A 16,425-nucleotide genomic window follows, 5' to 3' on the forward strand; every position below is an offset into this window, starting at 1 on the left:
GGCGCGAGCCCCCGCGTCAGGCCACCGTGGACAATCGGCGCATGGACATCGCCCGCTTCCTCCTCGAGCGCTTCGCCGAGGACGAGGCCGCGCTCCGCACCATGTCGCAAGATGCCGCGCATGCGCCGCCTGCCACGATACGGATCCGCGCCGACCGGGCTCGCGCGGAGGCTGCGGCCAAGCGGGAGATCCTCGCGCTGCACGAGTGCGCCAACGACGTGTGGGGCTTCACGGGCTGCCTCACATGCGGCAACGGAGCCGATTCGACGGACGGGTACCCGTGCCCGACCATTCGCGCCCTCGCAGCCGTGTACGCAAAGCATCCCGACGATGAGGCAGGTTCCCGTCGTCAGACCTGACGATCAGGACGCACACGAACCTGCAGCCGGTCACCCGGGCGGCGGCGAAGGGCGGCTACTCCCCCACCGTGGTGTCGAGCATGTCGAACGTCTCGGCCGCCCACGGGTAGCCCCATGTGAAGAGCGCGTAGACGACGGCGGCGGCGAGGACCAGTGCCTCGAGCGCCTTGAGCCAGCGCGGCCCGGGCAGGATCCGCCAGATCGTTGCGTACATCAGCTCGTCTCCAGCTCGGCGGGCTTGCCCTCGGAGCGCGGGATCCATCCGGTCAGCTCGGCGTGGGTGATCCACCGCTCCCGGGTGCTCCACAACGGGTGGCAGGTGGTGAATGTGATCAGCCGCTCGGTCGCCTCGGCAGCGGGGTCGCCCGGCACGGGGGCGATGACGTCCACCTGCTGGGGGAGGACGATGTAGTCCTCCCGCACCTCGTAGATGAGCCACGCCTCCGCGGTCTCGACGATCACCGGGTCACCCTCGACGAGCTGGTCGACGGCGTGGAACGCGGCGCCGTAGCTCTGCCGGTGGGCGGCGAGAGCGAAGTTGCCGATGTCGCCCGGCATCGCGGTGTCAGGGTAGTGCCCGGCCGCGCCGGTGTTGAGCACGTCCATGCCCACCCCCTCGGTGATGGGCACCCGGTAGTCGGCACCCCACCGCGGCACATAGAGAGTGGCGAAGCCCTCCCCCGCCCCGACCGGCGCCACCGCGGGCGGAGCGTCGGTGCGCGGCTCGACGGCGGCCTCGACCGACGGCGTCTCGAAGCTCCGCTCGATCTCCTCGACGGCGGCGGCCTGGTCGTCGCTCACGGCGACGTCGGTCCACCACACCTGCCAGACGACGAAGAGCCCGAGCAGGAGCCCGGCGGTGAGGAGCAGCTCCCCGACGAACCCGATGAGCGCTGCCACGGGGCCACGCCTGCGCACGGGCTGGGCGCGATGTCCCCGGCGGGGCGGCGCCTCGACTGCTGTCATACGAAGAGAAGGTAGATGAGCACCGCGGTCGCAACCACCATGACGCCGAGCGCCACGTACTCCACGCGGCGCCAGAGGCGCATCCTCTCGTTGTACGACCGTCGCCTGTTCGCCATGCCCGCATCCTCCCAGATTGCGGAGGGAATTCTCCACCCGCCTGAGTTTGGTCACCGCGTCGCGTTCCGGGATCGCGTAGTTCGCTGACCTGCGGTGATGGGAGCGTGGGAGGCGGTTCTGAGGCACTAATTGGTGCTCTACCGTGGGGTTTGTGGCGTGGATCCGGCGGGTGCGGACGGCCTCGGGGGCGACGGCCGTGCAGATCGCTGAGTCCGTCGGGGGTCGTCGGCGGATCGTCGTGCACGTCGGGTCGGCGCATACCGAGGCCGAGCTCGGGCTGCTCGTCGAGCGGGCGCGGGAGCTGCTGGACGACCCGGGCCAGGACCAGCTCGACCTCGGCCTCGAGCCGGCGGCGCCCAGAACGACGCTGATCGGCCGGCCCGGAGTGGCGGCTCTCTTCGGCGAGCCGGGCTCCCCGGTACAGGAGCGGCGGGGACCGGTCGCACCGCCCCGGGTGGTGGCGACCTCCTCTCGGGTGCTCTACGACGCACTCGCCGCGGTGTTCACCGATCTGGGGTTCGACGCCCTGGGCGATGAGGTGTTCCGGGACCTGGTGATCGCCCGGATCGTGGAGCCGACCTCGATCCTGGACACCGCCCGGGTGCTGACCGACCTCGGCGTGAGGCCGGCGAGTGAGAAGACGATGCGCCGCACCCTGGCCCGGGCCGCGGCCGGCGAGGGGCCCGGCGCCTACCGGGACAAGGTCGCCGCGTTGTGCTTCACCCACGCGGTGACCAGCGGTGACGTCTCGCTGTGCTTGTACGACGTGACGACGTTGTACTTCGAGGCGGAGAAGGAGGACGACCTGCGCAAGGTCGGCTACTCCAAGGAACGCCGCGTCGACCCGCAGATCGTCGTCGGCCTGCTCGTCGACCGGCACGGGTTCCCGCTCGAGATCGGCTGCTACGAGGGCAACCAGGCCGAGACCGCCACGATCGTGCCGATCGTCAAGCAGTTCCAGGACCGGCACGGCGTCGAGGACATGGTCGTCGTCGCCGACGCCGGGATGCTCTCGGCGGGCAACCTGGCCGCTCTGGAGGAGGCGAACCTCAGGTTCATCGTCGGCTCGCGGGTGACCAAGGCACCGCTGGACCTGGCCTCGCACTTCCGCTGGCACGGGGACGCGTTCACCGACGCCCAGGTCATCGACACCCTCACGCCCCGGACCGGGCGGCACCGCAGCGAGAACAACGAAGCGGTCAAGGTCGAGCCGATCTGGGACCGTGACCGCCACCCCGGGTCGTGGCGGGCGGTCTGGGCCTACTCGGCCAAGCGGGCGGCGCGGGACGGGAAGACGTTGACGTTGCAGGAGAACCGGGCCCGCGCAGTCATCGCCGGGGAGAAGGCCACCCGGACCCCGCGGTTCGTCAAGACCACCGGTGACGCGCCCAGCCTGGACGAGGCCGCCCTCGCCAGGGCGCGGCGCCTGGTCGGGCTGAAGGGCTACATCACGAACATCCCCGCCCGGCTGATGCCCGCCGGTGAGGTCATCGGGTCGTACCACGAGCTCTGGCACGTCGAGCAGTCGTTCCGGATGTCCAAGACCGATCTGGCCGCCCGGCCCATGTTTGTCCGGACCCGGGACGCGATCGAGGCCCACCTGACCATCGTGTTCACCGCACTGGCCGTCTCCCGCGAGGTCCAGGCCCGCTCTGGGCTCGCGATCCGCAACGTCATCCGCCAGCTCCGGCCGCTGCGCTCAGCGACCATCACGGCCAACGGCGCCACCCAAACCATCCCGCCGCACATCGACCCCGACCGACGGACCATCATCGACGCCCTCACGACCGGGAAAACTCAGGCACTAAGCGAATGACCGAACTCAGGTCCCAGATTGCGGAGGGAATTCTCCACCCGCGTGCACCCCAGGTGAAAACACGGGTGCTTCGACGGAGATTCTTTCTGATTCAGGGGAGGGCCTTAGGTACGACCTCGCCCCGGTGCGGCGCCGATAGCATGGCGGCAGCCGCGCCGGCCCCGTGAGAGTCGACGCGATGCCGGAGACCACTGGTGGGCGGGACGATGCAGCGACTGACCGGGATCGAGCGGAACTACGCGTGGGGATCCTTCGAGGCGATCCAGCGACTGCTCGGCAAGTCCCCCACCGACCGCCGGGTGGCCGAGCTGTGGTTCGGCGCCCACCCGGACGCCCCGGCTCTGCTCGCCGACGCCGGGGACGGCGGCGCACCACGCGACCTGCGCTCACTCATCGAGGCTGACCCGGAAGGGTGTCTCGGCGAGGACGTCGTCTCCCGGTTCGGCCCGCGGCTGCCCTACCTGCTCAAGCTCATCGCGCCGGCCAAGCCGCTCTCCCTCCAGGTGCACCCGAGCCTCGAGCGCGCCCAGGAGAAGTTCGCCGAGGAGAACGCCACCGGCATCGCGATGGACGACCCCCGGCGGAACTACCGCGACCCCAACCACAAGCCGGAGATGGTCTTCGCGCTGAACACGTTCGAGGCCGTGTGCGGGTTCCGCGCCCCGCGACGAGCCGTGGAGCTTCTCGCCGACCTCGACGCCCCGCTGGCCCGTCGGCTGCGCGACCTCCTCCACGCCGAGCCGACGGCGGTTGGCGTTCGGTGGGCGTTCACCTCGCTGCTCGATCCCAGCACACGTCCCACCCCGGGCGAGGTGCAGGAGCTGGTCGCCGCGTGCGCGGCGCGCCTCGAGAACGGCTCACCGTCGCCCCGCGCCGACTCCACAGTGGTCCACCTCGCCAAGGACTTCCCCGGCGACCCTGGCGTCATCTCCACGCTGCTCCTCAACCCAGTGACCCTGCAGCCAGGTGACGCACTGTTCATCCCTGCCGGCGGCGTCCACGCCTACCTGCACGGTCTGGGCGTCGAGATCATGGCCTCGTCGGACAACGTCCTGCGGGCGGGCCTCACTGAGAAGCACATCGACGTCGACGAGATGCTCGACTGCGTCGACTACGTGGCCGCACCCCCCATCCGGCCGGCGCCGGAGATCTTCCACGGCGCCACGCGGATGTACTACGCACCGGTCGACGACTTCGAGCTCTCCGTGACCGACCTGGCCGATGAGAACGGAGAGCCGCACCACCCCCTGCCTGGTCGCGGCCCGCGCATCATCGTGTGCCTCGACGGAGAGATCGAGATCACCTCGACGACCGGGAAGTTGAGCCTCAGCCGTGGGCAGGCGATCTTCGTCCGTGCCGACGAGGGACGCCTCACCGGCCACGGCCGGGGCCGGATCGTCCAGGCGGACGTTCCGTAGGCACATCCGCACCACCCGCGGTCACGGCGTCCCCCCGCTGAAGCGCGTAAATCATTACGGTGCCGCAAATTCGATCGGGCTCTTCACGCCTGAACAGTTCATGAAGCGTCGCCGAACAAACAGACAGGACGCATCCCCAGTTCTTGCGATGTGTGGCGGATCCCTCGGACCGAATACTGACCCACGGTTCCGTAAACGGGCAGGTGCCCCGTAAGATCACGGCGGGTTCGATCAGGCCGGGGGGCCGCACAACCGCACGGATTCGCGGTACCGAGGGAGCACGTTCGCAATGCCATCCATAGTCGCGCTTCGGCGAATGACCATGATCCTCTGGGACGCACTGGCATGGATCGGCGCCATCCTCCTCGTGGTCGGCTCGAGGTACGACTTCGCCCTCACGGATGCGCAGTGGGACAGGATCTTCCTCTACGCGACGGGCGCGATCGCCCTGCAGGTCGTCGTCGGCACCGTTCTCAAGCTCTACCGCGGCAGGTACCGCGTCGGCAGCTTCGAAGAGCCGTTGGCGCTCGCAGCGTCCACGCTTTTCGTCGCCGGGACGCTGGGGCTTGTCTTCTACCTTCTCGGCTACGGCGACTTCCCCGTCGGGATTGCGGTCCTGGTGCCGCCGGTGGCCGCCATGATCATGGGCGCGGCCCGGTGGCTCTACCGCGCGTGGGGCCTGCGCTCAAGACCGTCGTCGGCCAATGCGGAGCCTGTGCTCGTCTACGGAGCCGGCGACGCCGGGAACCAGCTCCTGCGTCTTCTCAACCGCGACGCAAACTCGCCCTACCGCGCCGTCGGTCTCATTGACGACGACCCCGCCAAACGCAACCTCACCCTGCACGGCGTGCCGGTGCTCGGCAACCGGTCGGATCTTCTGCCTGTCTGCGCCGGCGACGTAGGCGGTGTGCAGGGCTGGCACCCAGAGAGTCTTCTCGTGCAGGTCGTCCGTCAAGTACGACCAGAACCCCAACATCAGTTCGGCAACCGCTTTTCCACGCGGAACGGCCCCGTCATCGAATCCCGAGTCCTTTCTTGCCTTCTTGACGTTCGATCGTGGCGTGGAGTTCTTGTCTTGCGTCTTGCCGTTCTTGTCCGTGGCGAGGTGCGGAGGCAGCAGTCGATCACATGACGCAGAGGTGAGCCACTCTCCGTTGACAGTGTCGGGGTGGTTCAGCAGCGCGCGGTCATAAGCGTTGCGCACAGCCACCCCGAGATGGCCGAGGTCACGCAGAAACGCAGAGGCGATCTCGGAGTTCCACTCGTAGATAGCCAGGGCGAGCGCGGGATCTCCGCCAGCAGCCCTCAAGTACTTCTGGAAGCGTCCAGCAGTAAGCCACTGCTCCACCCACGCCGGTGTCGACACGACCCGATGTCCTCCCGTAGACTGTCTGGCACGTGAGAGCTCCAAACGACCGCTGGCAGTGCATGTTGTTGGAGCCAAGGCTCTGGGAAGCCCCGGTATCGGCGATCAGCCGACCCGGGGCTTTCTGTTTTGCGTCATTGCCGAGACCTTAACGCCTGCATCCGAATGGAAGCGGCCGGCGGCCACTCTGTCGGCGCGAGGCCGCCGTCTATCCACCAACTGTCCGCCTGAGCTTTGACCCTGGCCACAACAGGCATCGCACCGAATGCTTGTCGAGTCTCGAGGAGCACCACCTCGGATCGCGAACGCCCCCGTGAGGGCGTCACGGGAGCGTTCGCGTCATGCTGCGAGGGCCGGTCCTCCGACCGTGCGGGTGCGGCTCAGATCCCGAGCGCCTGCTCGATGGGACCGAGCGCGAAGTAGATGACGAACGCGGCAGCCACGAGCCACATGAGCCAGTGCACGCTCTTCGCGCCGCCCTTCTTGACCGCGGCGAGGACGACGTAGGCGATGAACCCGGCGCCGATGCCCACCGTGATGGAGTACGAGAACGGCATGAGGATGATGGTGAGGAACGCCGGGATCGCGATGGCGGCGTCGCGCCAGGAGATCTCGGTGACCTGCATCATCATGAGGAAGCCGACGATCACAAGGGCGGGGGTGGCCGCCTCGTAGGGCACGAACGCCGCGAGCGGGGAGAGGAACGTCGCGAGGAGGAACGCGATGCCGGTCACCACCGAGGACAGGCCGGTGCGGGCGCCGTCGCCGACGCCGGTGGCGGACTCGATGTAGCTGGTGTTGGACGAGACGGACGCGGCGCCGCCGGCGGCCGCGGCGATGGAGTCCACCACGAGGATCCGGCGGGTGTGGGGCGGGTTGCCGTCCTTGTCGAGCAGGCCACCCTCGGCGCCGATGGCGACCATCGTGCCCATGGTGTCGAAGAAGTCGGCGAGCATGATCGAGAAGATGAGCAGCAGCGCCGCGAGCCAGCCGATCTTCTCGAACGCCCCGAAGAGCGAGAACTGGCCCAGCGTCGCGAAGTCCGGCGCCTGGACCGGGGAGCCCTCCAGCGCGGGGACGGTCAGGCCCCAGCCGCCGGGGTTGTCCTCGCCGAGCGGGCCGAGGTGGGCGACGGCCTCGATGATCGCGGCGAGCACCGCGGCGGTGACGACGCCGATGAGGATGGCGCCGCGGACCTTGCGGACCATGAGGATCGCGATGACGAACAGGCCGACGACGAACACCAGCGACGGCCATCCGGTGAGCGAGCCGTTGACGCCGAGCTGCAGCGGGGTGCCGCCGGGGCGCACGATGCCGGAGTTCACCAGGCCGATGAGGGCGATGAACAGGCCGATGCCCACCGAGATGGCCACCTTGAGCTGGTGCGGCACGGCCTTGAAGATCGCCTCGCGCAGCCCGGTGAGCACCAGGACGAGGATGATGAGGCCCTCGAGGACGATGAGACCCATCGCGTCCGGCCACGTCATGCCGGGCATCTGGACGATCGTGAAGGCCAGGAGGGCGTTGATGCCCAGGCCCGCGGCGATCGCGAGGGGGAAGTTTGCCGCTGTCCCCATGAGGATGGACATCAGGCCCGCGACCAGCGCGGTGCCGGCCGAGACCGCGGCGAGGTTCGCCCCGTCCGTGCCGCCGCCGAGGAAGGTGCCGGTGGAGTCCGGGGTGGACAGGATGAGCGGGTTCAGCACGAGGATGTAGGCCATCGCGAAGAACGTGACGATGCCGCCGCGCACCTCCCGCCCCACGGTCGAGCCGCGCTCGGAGATGTGGAAGAACTTGTCGATCGGGTTCCGTGCCGCCACGGTCTGGGTGCTCACGTGAACGGATGCTCCCACACCTCCCAGCCGCCGTGAACGGTGCGCTCACGCCGTTCACACGCTCGTTACCTGGCGGCGTCGGGTGCCCCGGGCGTCCGCCGCGGACGGCGGGAGCTGGTCGGGTGCGCGCTTTGGGAGGATGTGCCCATGAAGATCCTGCTCCCGACGTCCACCGCCCTGTCCCCCGCCCTGCCCGAGGACGTCGAGGCGGTCTTCTACGACGTGACGGACGTCATCCCCGCCGAGCACCGTGACGCCGAGGTGCTCGTGGTGTGGGGGAACCCGGCCGAGCCGCTCGCGGCCGCCGCCCGCGACCTCACCGCGGTGCGCTGGGTGCAGACCCTCGCCGCCGGCCCCGATGCCGTCCTCGCCGCCGGGTTCGCCGACGACGTCGTCGTCACCTCCGGGGTGGGCCTGCACAACGCCACCGTCACCGAGCACGCCCTGGCCCTGACCCTGGCGCTGGTGCGCCGGCTGCCCGCGGCGCTTGCCGCGCAGGAGGAGCACCGGTGGGCCGACGAGCTCGGGGGCCTGCAGCCGCTGCGGCCCGAGGGCGCGGTGACCTCGCTCATCGGGGCGCGGGTGCTGCTGTGGGGTTCGGCGGGATCGCCCAGACCCTCGCGCCGGTGCTCACCGCACTCGGGGCCACCGTGCGCGGGGCCGCCCGCAGCGCCGGCACCCGGGCCGGGTTCGACGTCGTCGCCGAGGACGACCTCGACGCCGAGCTCGCCGCCACGGACATCCTGGTGATGATCCTGCCCGCGACGCCCGCCACCGAGAAGGCGCTCGACGCCGCCCGGCTCGCGGCCCTGCCGGCGCACGCGTACGTCGTCAACGTCGGCCGGGGGGCCACCGTGGACGAGGAGGCCCTCCTCGCGGCCCTGACCGAGGGCCGGATCGCGGGCGCGGCGGTCGACGTCACCGCCGTCGAGCCCCTGCCCGCGGAGTCCCCGCTGTGGGACGCCCCGAACCTCATCATCACCCCGCACGGCGCGGGCGGCCGCCCGGTGGGCGCCGACGCACTCATCGAGGCGAACGTGGCCGCGTTCCTCGCCGGGCGGGACCTCGTCAACGTCGTCGAGCGGTAGGCCGGCCCGAACTCGTCAAGAGACTTCGCGGATGAATTTTCCGTGAAGCGCTTCCCGGCACCTCCGCGCTGACCTGCCGAAACACATCGGTGTCATTTTCTGGCGGGATTCCGCGAGTCCGAAGTCACACGAGTAACACGTGCCCCACCGGTAGCATCGCGCCTGGCGCAAAGTTGCGGACCTCGCAAATGTGCGTTACCGGCTCCTGGGGGCGCCGGGGACCTTGATTCTCGGCCGTCCTGGGGGACCGTCATGACGTACACCACCGCCCGACCCGCGCCCGCGCGGCGCCTGCCACTCGCTGCTCTCGCCCTGCTCGTCGCCCTGGCCCTGGCGCTCGCGTCGGTGACGGTGGCGGCACCGGCCCGGGCCTCCACGGCCGACGTCGCGGACCGGATCTTCGCCCTCGTCAACGCCGAGCGCGCCAAGCGGAGCCTGCCGCAGCTCCAGCGGATCCCCGAGCTCGACAAGGTGGCCCAGCCGTGGAGCGCCCAGCAGGCCGCCACCCGGACCATGGCGCACAACCCGAGCTACCTGAGCCAGTACCCGGCCGGGTGGCTCAAGGCGTCGGAGAACGTGGCGTGGACGTCGTCGTCAGTAGCCACGGGCGACCGGTTCATGGAGATGTGGATGGCCTCGGAGGGCCACCGCAACAACATCCTCAACCCCTACATCACCCACGCCGGGATCGGCGTGGCGGCGACCTCGTCGGGCGACCGGCTCTACGCCACCCAGAACTTCGCCCAGTACCCCTCCTCGGTGACGTTCAAGCCGGCCGTGACCACCGCGGTCCAGCGGCTGGCGGGCACCGACCGCTACGCGACCTCGGTCGCGATCTCGCGGGCCACCTACGCCCCGGGGGTGCCGGCGGTCTACCTCGCCAACGGCGTGAGCTCGGTCGACGCGCTCTCGGCCGCCTCGGCGGCCGGGCGGGACAGCTCCCCGGTCCTGCTGACCCCCGCGGGCTCGCTGCCCGCGGCCACGGCCACGGAGATCGACCGGCTCAACCCCGCGCGCATCGTCGTCCTCGGCGACACCAGGTCGATCTCCGCCGCCGTCGAGGAGCGGCTGCGCGCCTACGGCCCGGTGACCCGCCTGTCCGGCCCCGACCGCTTCTCCACCTCCGCCGCGATCTCGCGGGCCGCGTTCGCACCCGGCGTGAAGGTGGCCTACATCGCCAACGGGCTCACCTTCGTCGACGCCCTCTCGGCCGCTCCGGTCGCGGGCCGCGACGGCGCCCCGGTCCTCCTGACCCAGACCGGGGGCCTCCCGGCCCCCATCGCCACCGAGCTCGCCCGGCTGCGGCCGGCCAAGATCGTCATCCTCGGCGATGGTGCCTCCGTCAGCAGCGCCGTCGAGGCCCAGCTGCGCACCTACGCGCCCGTCGAGCGCCGCTCCGGCGACAACCGCTACGCGACCTCGGCCGCCCTGTCCCGGGCCTCGTTCCCCGCCGGCCTGCCGGTGGTCTACGTCGCCAACGGCCAGACGAACGTCGACGCCCTCTCCGCGGCCCCGGTGGCCGGCATGAAGGAGGTGCCGGTGCTCATCAGCCAGACGTCGTCGGTGCCGCCGTGGATCCTCGACGAGCTCCGGCGGCTGGACCCCGGCAAGATCGTCGTGCTCGGCGACACGAACTCCATCGGCGCCGGCGTCGTCGACACCCTCTCGAGGATCGGCTGATGCGCGCGCCGGCCCGCCGGGGCCTCGTCCCCGTCCTTGTCTCGGCGCTGGTCGCCGTCCTCGCCCTGGTGGCCCCGGCGGCGAGCGCGGCGCCCGCGACGATCGAGCGGTACGCCGGCAGCGACCGCTTCGCCACGGCGGCGGCCGTCTCCCGGGCCGGCTTCGCCCCCGGAGTCGGAGTCGTCTACGTGGTCAGCGGCGTGAAGTTCCCCGACGCCCTCGCCGCCGCCCCGCGCGCCGCGGCCGACGGCGCCCCCGTCCTGCTCGTGCGGCCCACCGACATCCCCGCCGCCGTCGCGACCGAGCTCGACCGCCTCAACCCCGGACGCGTCGTCGTCCTCGGCGGGCCGGAGACCGTCTCGACCGGCGTCGAGCAGCAGCTGGCGGCGTACACCTCGGGCGGGGTGACCCGGGTGGCCGGGGCCGACCGGTTCGCCACGGCCGCGCGCCTGGCCTCGACGTTCCCGGCCGGCGTCGACGTCGCGTACATCGCCGCCGGCGCCAAGTTCCCCGACGCCCTGGCCGGCGCCGCCGTCGCCGGGCTCGGCGACGACCCGCTGCTCCTCGTGGGCGGCACCAGCCTTCACCCCGCCGTCGCCGAGGCCCTGCGCACGCTGCGCCCGGGCCGCCTGGTCATCCTGGGCGACCGCGCGTCGGTGAGCACCGAGATCGAGGCCGAGCTGGCCGGGTACGCCCCGGTCAGCCGGGTGGGCGGCACCGACCGGTTCGCCACCGCGGCCCAGCTGTCCGCGACGGCCTTCCCCGACGGCGCGGACACCGTGTACCTCACCACCGGCTGGAACTTCCCCGACGCCCTGGCCGGCGCCGCCGTCGCCGGCCGCGACGGCGGCCCGGTGCTGCTGGTCACGCCGACGGCGATCCCCGGCACGGTGGCCACCGAGCTGGCCCGGCTGGGGGCGAGCAAGGTGGTCGTGCTCGGGTCCGAGGCCTCGGTCTCGGCGTCGGTGGCCGCACAGGCCGCCGGGCAGGTGACCGACCCGATCCTCGCGGACAACCCGGTGGTCACCCTGCCGCCGTCGTGGGACGAGATCGGCCGGATCGACGCCACCTACACCTCGCCCCCGGTGAGCAGGGGCGCCGGCAAGATCGCGCTCGAGTGGGCCAAGACCCAGATCGGCAAGCCGTACGGGTGGGGTCAGGCCGGGCCGGACGCGTACGACTGCTCGGGCCTGATCCTGCGCGCCTACGAGCAGGCCGGGGTCCAGCTGCGCCGGATGACCAAGGACCAGTGGTACGACACCCGCCGGGTGGCGCTGGACGAGATGGTGCCCGGGGACCTGATGTTCTGGTCGAGCAACGGCCAGCCCTCGGGGATCTACCACTCGGCGATCTACGCCGGCAACGGGATGCGCGTCCACGCGCCGTCGCCGGGCAAGTTCGTCGAGCTCGTGCCGGTGTGGTCGGGGAATCTGCTGCCGTACGGGGGCCGGATCGGCTGACGCCGCCGCGACGGCCGGGCGGTCAGTCCGCGTCGATGCACCCGCACGAGTCCCGGTGCCGCACGGCCGCGGGCACCCGGACCGCCGTCGGCGGCGCCTCCGTGCCGGCGATCCGCCGCAGCAGCAGCTTGACCGCGACCGCGCCGATCGCGGTGGCGTCCTGCGCCACCGTGGTCAGCCGGGGCGAGAAGGCGTCGGCCCACTCGAAGTCGTCGAAGCCGACGACGGCGACGTCACCGGGGACGGACAGCCCTCGCGCCCTCAGCGCCCGCATCGTCGCGATGACCATCGTGTTCTGCGCCGCGACGATCGCCGTCGGTGGCTCGGGCAGGTCGAGCAGGCGGTCGACGACGGCGTGGGTGTGCGCGGCGTCGGAGTCACCCGGCACGAGCAGCTCCTCGATCTCGGGCAGCCCCGCGGCCTTGAGGCCCACGCGGTAGCCGGTCACGCGCTCCTCGCTCGTGGTCAGCCCCGGCATGCCCGCCACCATGGCGATCCGTCGGTGGCCGAGCCCGGCCAGGTGCTTGACCAGCTGCGCCATGGGCTTGACGTTCTCGCTGCAGACGGAGTCGAACCGCGGGTCCGGGGAGCGGTCCACGAGCACGGTGGGCGGGCCGCTGCGGGCGAGGCGGTCCAGCACCTTCCCCGCCCCGGCCGACGGCGCCAGGACGAGGCCGTCGAGCCGCCGCTCCCGCAGCGCCGCGACGACCCGCTCCTCGGTGGCCGGGTCCTCGTGCGTGTCGGCCAGGACGATGGTGTAGCCGGCGGCGCTCGCCGCCTCCTCGATGGCGTGGACCACCTCGCCGAAGTACAGGTTCGTCAGCGCCGACATCGCGACGCCGATCTGCTGGGTGCGCGAGCGCACGAGGGCGCGCGCCTGGTGGTTGGGCACGTAGTCCAGCGCCTCGACCGCCTCGAGGACCCGGTCGCGGGCGTCCTGGCTGACGAACCGGGTGCTGTTGAGCACGTGCGAGACGGTCGACGCCGAGACCCCGGCCCGGCGGGCCACGTCCGTGATGGTGACCATGGCACTGAGGATGCGCCCTGGACAAGCGTTTGCGCAAACGCTTGCGTCTGCCATGTGTGACCTGTTTCACTCGGACCACCACGAACGGTGCGGAGGCACCGGCGAACGCAAAGGAGCGCTACGTGACCATCAACCGGCGAAACATCGGACGATCAGGGCGGCTGCCCAGGCGGCTGGCCGCGGCCGTCGCCGTCACCGGGCTCGCGCTCGGCGTCAGCGCCTGCGGCTCGGCCGAGGACGACCCGGCCGCCACGGGCGGCGGCGAGGAGACCGGCGGCGACGGCGTCAGCATCGGTCTCATCACCAAGACCGAGACCAACCCGTTCTTCGTGACCATGCGCGAGGTGGCCTCGGAGTACGCCGAGGAGCAGGGCGTCGAGCTCACCGCGCTCGCCGGTGAGTTCGACGGCGACAACGAGGGCCAGGTCCAGGCGATGGAGAACCTCATCGCCCAGGGCGTCGACGGCATCATGGTCACGCCCAACAACTCCAGCGGCGTGCTCGGCGCGATCGAGCAGGCCCGCTCGCAGGGCATCATCGTCATCGCCCTCGACACCGCCACCGACCCCGAGGACGCGGTCGACGCCACCTTCGCCACCGACAACTTCGAGGCCGGGCGGCTCCAGGGCGCCTACGTCAGGGCCGTCCTCGGCGACGAGGAGCCCAAGCTCATCATGCTCGACGGCACGGCGGGCGGCACCGTGGACACCTTCCGCCACGACGGCTTCCTCGAGGGCTTCGGCCTGGAGGAGGGCGACCCGGCGATCCTGGGCGCGGAGAACACCCAGGGCGACCAGAACACCGCACAGACGGCCATGGAGAACCTGCTCCAGCGCAGCCAGGACGCCAACGCGGTCTACACGATCAACGAGCCCGCGGCGCGCGGGGCCTACGCGGCCATCGAGGCCCGGGGCCTGACCGACCAGATCACGATCGGCTCGATCGACGGCGGCTGCGAGGGCGTCCAGGACGTCGCCGACGGCAAGTACGCCGCCACGGTCATGCAGTTCCCGGCCGAGATGGTGCGTCAGGGCATCGACGCCATCGTCCAGGCCGCCGAGGGCGGCGAGGCGCCGTCCGGCTTCGTCGACACCGGCAGCGTCGTCATCACCGACAACCCGGTCGAGGGCATCGAGTCCGAGGACACCGCCTGGGGCCTGGACAACTGCTGGGGCTGACCCCGCTCCCCCACCCAGGTGAGCGCACCCCGGTGGCAGCACCGTGCTGACCGGACCCCGGTGACCGCACCGCGGCCGGCACCGCGGCCGGCACCGCGGCCGGCCGCGGTGGGAGGCACGTCCGCCTCCCACCGCGCCGGCCGCCGCCGGCCGGGCGCCCTCACCCCGCCGCCCGGGCGCGCATCCCGCCGCCCGGGCGCGCATCCCGCCACGAGACAAGGACGGAACCATGACCGACGCCACCACCGCCGGCACTCCGCCAGGGGTCCCGGCCAAGGACCCAGGGGTCCCGGCCAAGGACACGGAGAGGCGCGAGGCGCTCGGCCGAGCGTTGCGCAACCCCCTGCTCGGCCCGCTCGCCGCACTGATCTTCGCCGTCGTGATCTTCACCCTCACGACCGACACCTTCGCGACGGCGGGCAACGCCTCGCTGATCCTCCAGCAGTCGATCGTCATCGGCACGCTCGCGCTGGGCCAGACCCTCATCATCCTCACCGCCGGCATCGACCTGGCCAACGGAGCCATCGCCGTCCTCGGCACGATCGTCATGGCCAAGCACGTCGTCGACGGCGGCAACCCGCTCGTCGCTCTCGTGCTCGGCCTGGCCATCACGGTCGTGCTGGGCACGATCAGCGGTTCGCTGGTCACCCGGCTGGGGCTGCCGCCGTTCATCGTCACCCTGGGCATGCTCACCGTCGTGTTCGCCCTGGCGCGGCTCTACTCGGAGTCGCGCAGCTACCCGGTGACCGACCCCCTGCTCCGGGTCTGGGGCCAGGGCACGAACATCGGCGGGGTCCGCATCACGTGGGGCACCCTGCTGCTCATCGTCGTCTTCGCAGCCTTCTGGTTCGCCCTGACCCGGACCGCGTGGGGGCGGCACGTGTACGCCGTGGGCAACGCCCCGGAGGCGGCCCGGCTGGTCGGCATCAAGGTCAACCGGACGATCCTGTCGGTGTACGTGGCGGCGGGCGCCCTCTACGGGCTGGCCGCGTGGCAGGCCCTGGGCCGGATCCCCAACGCCGACCCGAACGCCTACCAGACCGCCAACCTCGACAGCATCACCGCCGTCGTCATCGGCGGCACGAGCCTCTTCGGTGGCCGCGGCAGCGTCGTCGGCACCCTCATCGGGGCGCTCATCGTGGGCGTCCTCCGCTCGGGCCTGACCCAGGCGGGCATCGACAACCTGTACCAGGACCTCGCCACCGGGGTACTCGTCATCGTCGCGGTCTCCCTGGACCAGGCGTCGCGAAGGAGGGCGGCACGATGAGCAGCACCACCGACACCAACCACCCCGACGCCGCGGCACCGCGGACCGACAACCGGACGCCGGTCCTCGAGGCGCGCAAGCTGAGCAAGTCCTACGGCCACGTCCGCGCGATGGTCGACGCGGACTTCGAGCTGATGCCGGGCGAGATCCTCGCGGTGATCGGCGACAACGGCGCGGGCAAGTCCACCCTCATCAAGGCGCTGTCCGGCGCCGTGGTGCCCGACCACGGCGAGATCCTCATCGACGGCAAGCGCGTGACCTTCCGCTCCCCGATCGAGGCCCGCGCCATGGGCATCGAGACGGTCTACCAGGACCTCGCCGTGGCACCCGCGCTGGACATCGCCTCCAACTTGTTCCTGGGGCGCGAGATCCGCCGGTCGGGCCCGATCGGGAAGCTGCTGCGCGTGGTCGACGCGCGGGCGATGCGCACCGAGGCCCAGAGCCAGCTCGACGCGCTGGGGGTGCGGATCCCCGACGTGCGCCAGCCGGTCGAGAGCCTGTCCGGCGGGCAGCGGCAGAGCGTCGCGGTGGCTCGGGCGGCGGCGTTCGGGACCAAGCTCGTGATCATGGACGAGCCGACCGCCGCGCTCGGCGTGCGCGAGTCCGGGATGGTGCTCGACCTCATCCGCCGGATCAGCGGGCGCGGCCTGCCGGTCGTGCTCATCTCGCACAACATGCCGCACGTGTTCGACATCGCCGACCGCATCCACATCCACCGGCTCGGCAGCCGGGTGGCGGTCGTGAGCCCGCGCACCCACACCATGGCCGACGCCGTGGCGATCATGACCGGTGCGGCGAGGCCTGAGGAGGTCGGCGGGCGGAGCCACTACGACGAGCGGGCGAGCCAG

12 protein-coding genes and 2 pseudogenes are annotated in these 16,425 nt (G+C 71.4%); 10 read left to right on the top strand and 4 right to left on the bottom strand.

The genetic code is table 11. The features are described from left to right. Nucleotides 1-41: 41 nt before the first annotated feature. Nucleotides 42-359, top strand: coding sequence for a DUF6221 family protein (locus EDD32_RS03535; protein ID WP_123914663.1), 318 nt, complete (start codon nt 42-44; stop codon nt 357-359). 55 nt (nt 360-414) lie between these two features. On the opposite strand, the gene EDD32_RS18710 is transcribed toward EDD32_RS03535, so the two are convergent. Further along, a complete protein-coding gene (locus EDD32_RS18710) occupies nt 415-573 on the bottom strand; it encodes a hypothetical protein (RefSeq protein ID WP_170175190.1) in 159 nt (52 codons plus the stop codon). Further along, nucleotides 573-1,259 carry a class E sortase gene (locus EDD32_RS03540; protein WP_246005961.1) on the bottom strand — a complete coding sequence of 229 codons (687 nt, stop codon included), beginning with the start codon at nt 1,257-1,259 and terminating at the stop codon, nt 573-575. The genes EDD32_RS18710 and EDD32_RS03540 overlap by 1 nt, the downstream gene beginning before the upstream one ends. Before the next feature lie 334 nt (nt 1,260-1,593). Between EDD32_RS03540 and EDD32_RS03545 the strand changes: the two genes are divergently transcribed. The 3 genes from EDD32_RS03545 (at nt 1,594) to EDD32_RS03555 (ending at nt 5,808) form a co-directional block, all read left to right on the top strand. Further along, a complete protein-coding gene (locus EDD32_RS03545) occupies nt 1,594-3,258 on the top strand; it encodes an IS1634 family transposase (protein ID WP_123914667.1) in 1,665 nt (554 codons plus the stop codon). 206 nt (nt 3,259-3,464) lie between these two features. After that, nucleotides 3,465-4,676 carry a mannose-6-phosphate isomerase, class I gene (gene manA / locus EDD32_RS03550; RefSeq protein ID WP_123914669.1) on the top strand — a complete coding sequence of 404 codons (1,212 nt, stop codon included), beginning with the start codon at nt 3,465-3,467 and terminating at the stop codon, nt 4,674-4,676. A gap of 316 nt (nt 4,677-4,992) precedes the next feature. Beyond that, nucleotides 4,993-5,808: a nucleoside-diphosphate sugar epimerase/dehydratase gene (locus tag EDD32_RS03555; RefSeq protein ID WP_170175191.1), complete on the top strand. Its 816-nt coding sequence runs from the start codon at nt 4,993-4,995 to the stop codon at nt 5,806-5,808. Between the two features lie 614 nt (nt 5,809-6,422). Here EDD32_RS03555 and EDD32_RS03560 read toward each other — a convergent pair. Beyond that, nucleotides 6,423-7,877 (bottom strand): NCS2 family permease, encoded by a 1,455-nt coding sequence (locus EDD32_RS03560; protein WP_123914673.1) that lies wholly within the window; start codon nt 7,875-7,877, stop codon nt 6,423-6,425. A gap of 147 nt (nt 7,878-8,024) precedes the next feature. On the opposite strand from EDD32_RS03560, the pseudogene EDD32_RS20090 reads away from it, so the two are divergent. The 3 genes and pseudogenes from EDD32_RS20090 to EDD32_RS03575 all read left to right on the top strand — a co-directional run bounded on the left by EDD32_RS20090 (nt 8,025) and on the right by EDD32_RS03575 (nt 12,105). Continuing rightward, nucleotides 8,025-8,965, top strand: a pseudogene (locus EDD32_RS20090) (NAD(P)-dependent oxidoreductase). A 252-nt stretch (nt 8,966-9,217) separates the two neighbouring features. After that, complete coding sequence (locus tag EDD32_RS03570; protein ID WP_123914675.1) at nt 9,218-10,645, top strand: cell wall-binding repeat-containing protein; 1,428 nt, start codon at nt 9,218-9,220, stop codon at nt 10,643-10,645. Continuing rightward, entirely contained in the window at nt 10,645-12,105 is a 1,461-nt protein-coding gene (locus EDD32_RS03575) for a cell wall-binding repeat-containing protein (protein WP_123914677.1), read from the top strand. The genes EDD32_RS03570 and EDD32_RS03575 overlap by 1 nt, the downstream gene beginning before the upstream one ends. 22 nt (nt 12,106-12,127) lie before the next feature. Here EDD32_RS03575 and EDD32_RS03580 read toward each other — a convergent pair whose 3' ends face one another. Beyond that, nucleotides 12,128-13,132: a LacI family DNA-binding transcriptional regulator gene (locus EDD32_RS03580; RefSeq protein ID WP_123914679.1), complete on the bottom strand. Its 1,005-nt coding sequence runs from the start codon at nt 13,130-13,132 to the stop codon at nt 12,128-12,130. A gap of 161 nt (nt 13,133-13,293) precedes the next feature. Between EDD32_RS03580 and EDD32_RS03585 the strand changes: the two genes are divergently transcribed. The 3 genes and pseudogenes from EDD32_RS03585 to EDD32_RS03595 form a co-directional block, all read left to right on the top strand. Further along, nucleotides 13,294-14,310 (top strand): substrate-binding domain-containing protein, encoded by a 1,017-nt coding sequence (locus tag EDD32_RS03585; RefSeq protein WP_123920134.1) that lies wholly within the window; start codon nt 13,294-13,296, stop codon nt 14,308-14,310. 229 nt (nt 14,311-14,539) lie between these two features. Next, nucleotides 14,540-15,577, top strand: a complete 1,038-nt coding sequence (locus tag EDD32_RS03590) for an ABC transporter permease (RefSeq protein WP_123914681.1) — start codon at nt 14,540-14,542, stop codon at nt 15,575-15,577. Continuing rightward, nucleotides 15,574-16,392, top strand: a pseudogene (locus EDD32_RS03595) (ATP-binding cassette domain-containing protein); the annotation flags it as partial. The gene EDD32_RS03590 and the pseudogene EDD32_RS03595, both read left to right, overlap by 4 nt. Between the last annotated feature and the right edge of the window lie 33 nt (nt 16,393-16,425).

The sequence above is a fragment of the Georgenia muralis genome, assembly GCF_003814705.1.
Classification (GTDB): Bacteria; Actinomycetota; Actinomycetes; order Actinomycetales; family Actinomycetaceae; genus Georgenia; species Georgenia muralis.

Excerpts from the sequence above, each read along its gene's own strand:
- EDD32_RS03535 (WP_123914663.1), top strand. The coding sequence starts at position 42 with ATGGACATCGCCCGCTTCCTCCTCGAGCGCTTCGCCGAGGACGAGGCC.
- EDD32_RS18710 (WP_170175190.1), bottom strand. The coding sequence starts at position 573 with ATGTACGCAACGATCTGGCGGATCCTGCCCGGGCCGCGCTGGCTCAAG.
- manA (WP_123914669.1), top strand. The coding sequence starts at position 3,465 with ATGCAGCGACTGACCGGGATCGAGCGGAACTACGCGTGGGGATCCTTC.
- EDD32_RS03555 (WP_170175191.1), top strand. The coding sequence starts at position 4,993 with ATGACCATGATCCTCTGGGACGCACTGGCATGGATCGGCGCCATCCTC.
- EDD32_RS03570 (WP_123914675.1), top strand. The coding sequence starts at position 9,218 with ATGACGTACACCACCGCCCGACCCGCGCCCGCGCGGCGCCTGCCACTC.
- EDD32_RS03575 (WP_123914677.1), top strand. The coding sequence starts at position 10,645 with ATGCGCGCGCCGGCCCGCCGGGGCCTCGTCCCCGTCCTTGTCTCGGCG.
- EDD32_RS03580 (WP_123914679.1), bottom strand. The coding sequence starts at position 13,132 with ATGGTCACCATCACGGACGTGGCCCGCCGGGCCGGGGTCTCGGCGTCG.
- EDD32_RS03590 (WP_123914681.1), top strand. The coding sequence starts at position 14,540 with ATGACCGACGCCACCACCGCCGGCACTCCGCCAGGGGTCCCGGCCAAG.